We start from the raw sequence: 8,043 nt of genomic DNA on the forward strand, positions 1-8,043 counted from the left end.
AGGTCGGCGACGTCTATGGCCGAACGGGCTTCCATGGCGAGCAAGCCTGGTGCTACACAGCTCGAAGGTCTCAGCTTTGCTGGAACAACGCCTTCGCGCGCTGTTTAATTTGATCTTCAGACAAAGACTCTTTTTGCGTCGCCACGAACCACACATGGCCGAAAGGATCGCGCAGTGTGCCGGAACGATCGCCGTAGAATTGGTCGCTTGGTCTGGAGATGATTTTAGCGCCGGCGTCGATGGCTTTTTGATACTGCGCATCGACGTCCTCTACATATAAATGCAGGCCAACACTGGTATGACCGTTGTTTGGGCTGTGTAGAGCGCTTTCTTCGCAGGGCGAGCCCAGCATGAATGCCGAATCGCCGATGCGCAGCTCGGCGTGACCGACCCTGCCGTCGGGCATGTCCAAGCGCATGATTTGCTGGGCGCCGAAGGCTGTCTTGTAAAACTCGATGGCCTCAGCGGCTTCGTTGATTCCCAGATACGGCGTGATGCGGTGATAGCCTTCCGGGATAGGTTTGACGCTCATATCGCTCTCCTTGATCAGGTGGATTGGAAGACGCCGGTGTTTACCGACCACTTCACTATAGGTCACGCCAATCAGGGAGGCGGCGATGTGGGCCAGGACAGTCAATCCGGTTCGAGCAAGTGCGCGCCTGGCCCGCGCTCGCCGAGCTGATCACCCTGATTGCGTAACGGGCACGCCTCCAATGACAGGCATCCGCACCCAATGCAGCCGTTGAGCTTGTCGCGCAGCAATTGCAGTTTATGGATGCGTTCATCCAAGTCTTCGCGCCATTGCGCCGACAAGCGCTCCCAATCCTGCGCCGTAGGAGTACGGCCATCCGGCAAGGCCTGCAACGCCTCGCCGATCGTCGCCAACGGAATCCCCAGGCGTTGCGCGATTTTGATCACCACCACGCGGCGCAATACGTCCCGCGGGTAGCGCCGTTGATTGCCGGCGTTGCGATGACTTTTGATAAGCCCTTTGGTTTCGTAAAAGTGCAGGGCTGTAACGGCTACACCACTGCGCGCAGCCAATTGGCCGACGGTCAGTTCTTTATTGAGCATGAAAACTCCGAATCAGTGCTTGACCTTGACTTAACTCGAGGTTTTACCCTGCGTGGCATCTAATCGCAAGATTCTGCCTACATAGAAAGGAGACAGTCCATGCGGGTAATAGAGAAAAGTCGCAGCTTCACTCAACTGATCGAATTCCACGTCGAGCCCCCGCAACAATTGGCACTGGTGGCGGCCTTGTCTACCCAGAGTGAGCGCCTGGCCCAGAGCCAGGAGGGTTTTCTGAGCGCCAGCGTCCAGATCAGTGCTGACGGGCGACGCGTGCTCAATTACCTGCAATGGCAATCGCGTGAGGAGGGCGAGGCGGCGTTCCAGCGTTTCGAGCAGGGCGATGAGGACTTCTGGACGCTGATTCGCGCCCATCGCGCCACTGCGGTTACCTTCGGTTCTTTCCAAGTGTTGCAGAGTTTCGAACGTGGCCCCGACAACGCATTGCACTGTCGTTTAAACGGATAGGTGCAGCATCCGCCCACCTTGAAGGGTTTCCCCTGGCCGACGTTTGTTCACCGCCAGTTCACCGATTTTGATCAGACGGCTACGGGCCACATTCCGGCTCAGGCCCAGCAGGTTGGCGGTGTGTACCTGGTTGTAATGGCTGAATCGGTAGGCGGCGCGCAGCAGGGCGTCTTCAACCTTTTCATGCAGAGCACCGGCCTGCTCTTCGAACAGCTTCTGAAATGCGCGCTCCAGCAGGGCCTCGGCGCTGTTGTCGAGGGCGTGCGCGGAGTCGTCCTGGCGATCAATGCGCAGATTCGACAGGCGCAAATCCTCGCGCTCGATCACGCCATTACGGCAGATCAGCAGGGTGTGATGGATAACGTTTTCCAGCTCGCGGATATTGCCCGGCCAGCTGTAACTTTTCAGCTTGAGCTGCGCCTCGTGGTTGATAGTCACCGATCCGTAGCCCAGGCGCTGGCTGTAGGTTTGGATAAAGTGGCGCACCAACGGCAGGATATCGCCGGGCCGTTCACGCAATGGGCTGAGTTCTAGGCTGACTACATCCAGACGGTAATAGAGGTCCTCGCGGAAATGTCCGGCGTTGATGGCTTTCTCTAACTGAACATTAGTAGCAGCCACTACGCGCACATCAATCGGAATGCTCTTACGCGAACCGAGGCGCACCACTTCTCGCTCCTGCAGTACCCGCAACAATTTGACTTGGATCGCCATGGGCAAATCGCCTATTTCATCCAGAAACAGCGTGCCGCCATCGGCCTCCTCAAACCAGCCGGCCTTGGCAGTGAGGGCGCCGGTGAAGGCGCCTTTTTCATGCCCGAACAATTCGGCTTCCACCAGTGATTCAGAGAAAGCCCCGCAGTTCACTGCCACGAACGGTCGGTGACGCCGTGCGCTGAGGTTATGGATGTGGCGCGCCACCAGCTCTTTGCCAGTACCGGTTTCACCGATAATCAGCACGCTGGCTTCGCTGGGCGCTACTTGCTGGATATGGGCGAGCAGGGCCTGAGACTTCGGGTCCTCGAAAACCTGGGCCGTGGCGCGGATAGAGGTCGCCAGGGCTGGGGAGGAGGGTAAGGTCAGAAGCTGCATGGATACCTCTCTTGTCAGTGCGCGTCAGGACTGGTTTATGTCGTCGATGGGGGGAGCGCGGGCACATGTTGTGGCTTGTTATAGAGGGTTGTTGTTATTCCGTAAATTAATCAATTTCCATATTGATAGATCAATTTAGAATATTTGACGATGTAGCTATCGAAGGTGCCTGAGCGGTTGATAGCAACTATCGAAGACGGTGATTTTTCACTGTGAATAGGCGGGAGTAGCCTGTGTTCATTGACTTGGGCCCCACCAACAGGACTGTCGCCATGAACCGATTTCTCGCTGTTTCTTTATTACTTGTAGCTTCTGTGTTGGGCGGTTGTGCGAACCATCCTTCGCCCGAATTGCGTCCCTATACGGCGGAAGAAACCAAGCAGTTGGCGCTGGAAACCCTCAGTCGTCGCGGGCTGTCCTTTGATGAGTACCAACGCCAGCGCGCCGCTTTGATGGGGCAGCCACAGCAACCGTTCGGCTTTGATCACCAGGGTGAAATGAACGCCGAGCGTAGCGTCACGCTGCACGGTCGTCCCAGTTGAGCCTGCGTCCAGTAGCAAAAAGCCCGAGGTTTCCTTTAAGGACCTCGGGCTTTTTGTTTGCCTTGGCGCCGTCCGAGCCTGTTAAGCTCAATTTCAGGAGCGTTCCTACGCACATTTAAATAACGTGGTCCTTTTTCAATGGCATCCGATTGGGTAAACCTGACGACCTCTTGTTCTGGTCGATGCCCCTGAGACGCTGTTCTCGGGAACCTGCTCTGCGAGTGTTTGAACGTTATGACGAAACGTCCGTTGTATTTCGACTACGCCGCCACCACGCCGGTGGATGAGCGGGTCATCCAGGTGATGGTCGAATGCCTGGGCTTTAATGCCAATTTCGGTAACCCTGCGTCCAGCTCCCATGCGTTCGGCCAAGCGGCCAGGCAGGCGGTGGAGCAGGCGCGCGAGCAGGTCGCCGCGTTGGTGGGCGCACGGCCCGAACAGATCGTCTGGACATCCGGCGCTACGGAATCTAACAACCTGGCGATCAAGGGCGTGACCCAGGCGCGGGGAGTGGCTGGTGGGCATATCATCACCAGCCAGATTGAGCACAAGGCCACTCTGGATACCGCGCGGCAATTGCAGGAGTCCGGCGTGGCCGTGACTTACTTGGTTCCGGACGCCGACGGGTTGATCAGCGCCGATGCGGTGAGTGAGGCGCTGCGTGAAGACACCTTCCTGGTGTCGCTGATGCTGGTGAATAACGAACTGGGCACCCTCAATGACATCCCCACCATCGGCGCGCGCGTGCGCAAGCATGGCGCATTGCTGCACGTTGACGCGGCGCAGGGTGCAGGCAAGGTGGCGATTGACCTGGCAAAGTGGCCAGTGGATCTGATGTCGTTTTCCGCGCACAAGTTGTATGGGCCCAAGGGCATCGGCGCGTTGTACGTCGGCCCACGTGCGCAGCAGAAGGTATTGGCGCAGATCCACGGCGGTGGGCATGAAGGCGGCTTGCGTTCCGGCACCCTGGCAACCCATCAGATTGCCGGCATGGGGATGGCGTTTGCCCTGGCCGCCGAATCGTTCGCCGAAGAACAGGTTAAGATCGCGGCCTTGCGTCAACGCTTGTTGGATCAGTTGGACAGTGTTCCTGGGATGCGCCTCAATGGCAGCCCAACCCAACGTATTCCCCATACTCTGAGCCTTACGTTTGGCGAAGGTGAATTCAATTCGGCTGCGCTGAGTGCGGACATTGCGTTTTCCGCGACTTCGGCGTGTAACTCGGCCAGTAATACGCCTTCTCATGTGCTTCTTGCATTGGGCCATGATGCCCGTAGCGCCGGTCGCACGATTCGCTTGAGCCTGGGACGGTTTACCACTGAGCAGGACATCGATCGGGCGGCACAGTTGATCAAGGCCGCACTCGCCAGTGCGCCGGCCTTCTGGGCCATCTGAGTATTTATTCGCAACGCATAACAATTATTTGTGGTTAGCAGGAGACACAATGAGCATGCAGCCTTTGACCCATGGAACGGTTCCCCAGCGCCTGGCGCATACCCGTGAACTGATGAGCCGCGAGGGGATCGATGCCTTGCTGGTGCCGTCGGCCGACCCGCATCTATCCGAATACCTGCCGGGTTACTGGCAGGGCCGCCAATGGCTGTCTGGTTTTTATGGGTCCGTGGGAACGTTGATCGTTACGGCGGATTTCGCCGGTGTATGGGCTGACAGCCGTTACTGGGAGCAAGCCACCAAGGAACTTAAAGGCAGTGGTATCGAGCTGGTCAAGCTGCAGCCAGGTCAGCCTGGGCCATTGGAGTGGCTGGCCGAGCAAACACCCGAAGGGGGTGTAGTGGCAGTGGACGGTGCGGTGATGGCGGTTGCTTCAGCGCGAACCTTGAGCGCCAAGCTCGCAGAGCGCGGCGCACGGTTGCGCACGGATATCGATTTGCTCAATGAGGTTTGGAGAGACCGGCCGAATTTACCCGATCAACCGATCTATCAGCACCTGCCGCCCCAAGCGACCCTTGGCCGTGGCGAGAAACTCGCCGCATTGCGCGCCAGTCTGAAAGAGAAGGGCGCTGATTGGCATTTTATTGCCACCCTGGATGACATCGCCTGGTTGTTTAACCTGCGTGGCGGTGATGTGTCGTTCAATCCGGTATTTGTGTCCTTTGCGCTGATCAGTCAGCAGCAGGCCACATTGTTCGTAGCGTTGACTAAAGTCGATGCCGAGTTGCGTGCGGTGCTGCAGCAGGACGGTGTGACTTTACGCGACTACAGCGAGGTAGCGCAGGCGCTGCGTGCGGTGCCGTCGGGTGCCAGCGTGCAAGTTGATCCCGCGCGCGTGACGGCCGGTTTGCTGGAAAACCTGGATGCCGGCGTCAAGCTGATTGAGGGGCTAAACCCGACGACGCTGGCCAAATCCCGCAAAAGTCTTGCTGACGCAGAACATATCCGTCGCGCGATGGAACAGGATGGCGCCGCGTTGTGCGAATTCTTCGCTTGGCTGGACGGCGGGCTTGGGCGCGAGCGCATCACTGAACTGACGATCGACGAACACTTGACGGCAGCTCGTGCCCGCCGTCCCGATTATGTTTCGCTGAGTTTCAACACTATCGCGGCATTCAACGCCAATGGCGCGATGCCCCACTACCACGCCACTGAAGAAGAGCATGCGGTTATCGAGGGCGACGGCTTGCTGTTGATTGACTCTGGCGGTCAGTACTTGGGCGGCACTACGGACATTACGCGCATGGTGCCTATCGGCACGCCAAGCGACGAGCAGAAACGTGACTGCACTCGTGTGCTTAAGGGTGTGATCGCACTGTCGCGCGCGCACTTCCCCAAAGGGATTCTGTCACCGCTGTTGGATGCCATTGCCCGCGCTCCTATCTGGGCCGAAGGCGTGGATTACGGTCATGGCACAGGGCACGGCGTAGGTTATTTCCTCAATGTGCATGAGGGCCCGCAAGTGATTGCCTATCAGGCGGCTACCGCGCCGCAGACAGCGATGCAGCCGGGGATGATCACCTCTATTGAGCCGGGTACCTACCGGCCTGGTCGTTGGGGGGTGCGCATCGAAAACCTGGTGTTGAACCGTGAGGCCGGCAAGACCGAGTTTGGCGAGTTTCTCAAATTCGAAACGTTGACCCTCTGTCCCATCGATACCCGTTGTCTGGAGCCTTCGCTGCTGACAACGGATGAGCGCGAGTGGCTCAATGCCTATCACGAACAGGTGCGTGAACGTTTGAGTCCATTGCTCAGTGGCGCTGGTCTTGAGTGGTTGCTTGTACGCACGTCGGCCATTTAAAGGTTGTGGTTCTCAAAGCGTGGGCGGCTATAAAATCGACCCACGTTTTGAAAGTCGGCTACTTACAAATGACAATCATGCTCCGGCTGGTGTAACCCGCCGGGTTGAGGCCGAAGGGGTAATCGCCAGGTTCTTCGGAATTGTCACCGGACTTCGCGATCACCCGATAGCCCTTAGTGCCGCATGAATTTGTTGCGCTGGTGTAGCACTGCTCCCAAGAGGAGGACAGGCCAGAACAGTTGATATGCAGCCCTTTCTTGCCCCGTTTTACTTCTGTTTTTGTGGTCGCGGCACAGCCTGCAATCGCCACGACCATCAACAGTATCAATATTCTTCTCATTCCTATCCTTAAAAAGCCGCCTCGTAAGACTTGAAGCAGGCTGTGCTCGCTGCCGAGCTTGGCGTTCGCGCTGTCCTTGTCGAAAAACTCCATGAGTGACGTTCGTTAAGCACTAAACATGGCTTAAACGAGCGGCAATTACCAGAGCTACGTTCAACCATGAATCAATCCGCCGGAACCAGCGGCTTGGACTCGTCGCGCATCGTCAGTGTGGCACCTACCGAAGCCAGGATAATGCAGGTTATGGCCATCCATTGGGGGATGGAGAGATGTTCTTGTAGGAAGAGCAAACCAGAGAGTGCGCCGAATGCGGGTTCGATACTCATAAGGGTGCCGAAAGTGCGAGCCGGCAGGCGTGTGAGTGCGACCATCTCAAGGGTGTAGGGCAGCGCGGTAGAGAGGATAGCCACACCGATGGCGACCGGAATCAAGGCGGGTGTCAGCAATGCTGTTCCCGCATGAACGATGCCGATAGGTGCCACAAACAATGCAGCGATCATCACGCCTAGGGCCGCGGTTTGCACACCGTTGTCGTTCCCCGCCTTCTGCCCGAACACTATGTAAAGCGCCCAACAGATACCGGCACCCAGCGCATAGGCACCTCCCAGCAAGTCAATGCCATTGCTGGCTTCTCCCATCGGAATCAAGAGGAGTAGGCCGATGATCGCCAAGGCAATCCACAGGAAATCAACCGCTCGCCTGGAGGCATAGATAGCTACGGCCAGCGGCCCTGTGAATTCGAGTGCTACGGCAATACCCAGAGGAACACTGCGTAATGACATATAGAAGAGAAAATTCATGCCGCCCAGTGCCATGCCGTAGACAACCACTGTACGCAGAGACTTTGCAGTCAGCCTGGCGCGCCACGGACGTAACAGAACCAGCATGATCACGCTGGCGAAAATCAAGCGCAAAGCAGTAGTACCTTGTGCGCCCACGACCGGGAACATGCTCTTAGCGAGCGATGCGCCGGATTGGATGGATGCCATGGCAATCAAGAGCAGGCCGACCGGAAACAGTGTTGATGCCAGGCTGCGTGGAGAGGAGGTCATTGTTGTTCGTCCGAGATCATATTGGATAGGCGAGGACGGTATGATGCTCAAGTGGATAAAGATGAGCAATATATTGCTCAGCTTTAGTGAGGCGCTTATCTATATAGAGTATTTTGGTTTCTTTCATAGGGGGTTAATAGAAAACGCAAATTAACGCTTGACGGCAGATTCCAGAAGTCTATAATTCGCCCCACTTCCGGCGCAGTCGAAACGGAAAACTCCTTG

9 protein-coding genes are annotated in these 8,043 nt (G+C 57.1%); 4 read left to right on the plus strand and 5 right to left on the minus strand.

Translation table 11 applies throughout. The features are described from left to right. Nucleotides 1-70: 70 nt before the first annotated feature. Together ACFZPT_RS21855 and soxR are read right to left on the minus strand one after the other, a co-directional pair. Nucleotides 71-532: a VOC family protein gene (locus ACFZPT_RS21855; RefSeq protein WP_034112802.1), complete on the minus strand. Its 462-nt coding sequence runs from the start codon at nt 530-532 to the stop codon at nt 71-73. A gap of 101 nt (nt 533-633) precedes the next feature. Further along, nucleotides 634-1,074, minus strand: a complete 441-nt coding sequence (soxR, locus tag ACFZPT_RS21860; protein WP_034096748.1) for a redox-sensitive transcriptional activator SoxR — start codon at nt 1,072-1,074, stop codon at nt 634-636. 99 nt (nt 1,075-1,173) lie between these two features. On the opposite strand from soxR, the gene ACFZPT_RS21865 reads away from it, so the two are divergent. After that, nucleotides 1,174-1,539 carry an antibiotic biosynthesis monooxygenase gene (locus ACFZPT_RS21865; RefSeq protein WP_040266416.1) on the plus strand — a complete coding sequence of 122 codons (366 nt, stop codon included), beginning with the start codon at nt 1,174-1,176 and terminating at the stop codon, nt 1,537-1,539. Here ACFZPT_RS21865 and ACFZPT_RS21870 read toward each other — a convergent pair. Further along, a complete protein-coding gene (locus ACFZPT_RS21870) occupies nt 1,528-2,631 on the minus strand; it encodes a sigma-54-dependent Fis family transcriptional regulator (protein WP_040266418.1) in 1,104 nt (367 codons plus the stop codon). The two genes, ACFZPT_RS21865 and ACFZPT_RS21870, sit on opposite strands and share 12 nt — an antisense overlap. A gap of 272 nt (nt 2,632-2,903) precedes the next feature. Between ACFZPT_RS21870 and ACFZPT_RS21875 the strand changes: the two genes are divergently transcribed. The 3 genes from ACFZPT_RS21875 to ACFZPT_RS21885 all read left to right on the plus strand — a co-directional run bounded on the left by ACFZPT_RS21875 (nt 2,904) and on the right by ACFZPT_RS21885 (nt 6,426). Beyond that, the gene (locus ACFZPT_RS21875) at nt 2,904-3,173 is read left to right on the plus strand and encodes a hypothetical protein (protein WP_034096751.1); all 270 of its coding nucleotides are present in this window, start codon (nt 2,904-2,906) and stop codon (nt 3,171-3,173) included. Nucleotides 3,174-3,407: 234 nt separating this feature from the next. Continuing rightward, nucleotides 3,408-4,568 (plus strand): cysteine desulfurase family protein, encoded by a 1,161-nt coding sequence (locus ACFZPT_RS21880; RefSeq protein WP_099313165.1) that lies wholly within the window; start codon nt 3,408-3,410, stop codon nt 4,566-4,568. 49 nt (nt 4,569-4,617) lie between these two features. After that, the gene (locus ACFZPT_RS21885) at nt 4,618-6,426 is read left to right on the plus strand and encodes an aminopeptidase P family protein (RefSeq protein ID WP_099313166.1); all 1,809 of its coding nucleotides are present in this window, start codon (nt 4,618-4,620) and stop codon (nt 6,424-6,426) included. 58 nt (nt 6,427-6,484) lie between these two features. On the opposite strand, the gene ACFZPT_RS21890 is transcribed toward ACFZPT_RS21885, so the two are convergent. Then, entirely contained in the window at nt 6,485-6,766 is a 282-nt protein-coding gene (locus ACFZPT_RS21890; RefSeq protein ID WP_034096797.1) for a hypothetical protein, read from the minus strand. Between the two features lie 164 nt (nt 6,767-6,930). Further along, complete coding sequence (gene rhtA, locus ACFZPT_RS21895; RefSeq protein WP_047882859.1) at nt 6,931-7,818, minus strand: threonine/homoserine exporter RhtA; 888 nt, start codon at nt 7,816-7,818, stop codon at nt 6,931-6,933. Nucleotides 7,819-8,043: the final 225 nt, after the last annotated feature.

This window comes from Pseudomonas sp. MD330_10 (genome assembly GCF_042610415.1).
In the GTDB taxonomy this organism is placed as follows: domain Bacteria; phylum Pseudomonadota; class Gammaproteobacteria; order Pseudomonadales; family Pseudomonadaceae; genus Aquipseudomonas; species Aquipseudomonas rhodesiae.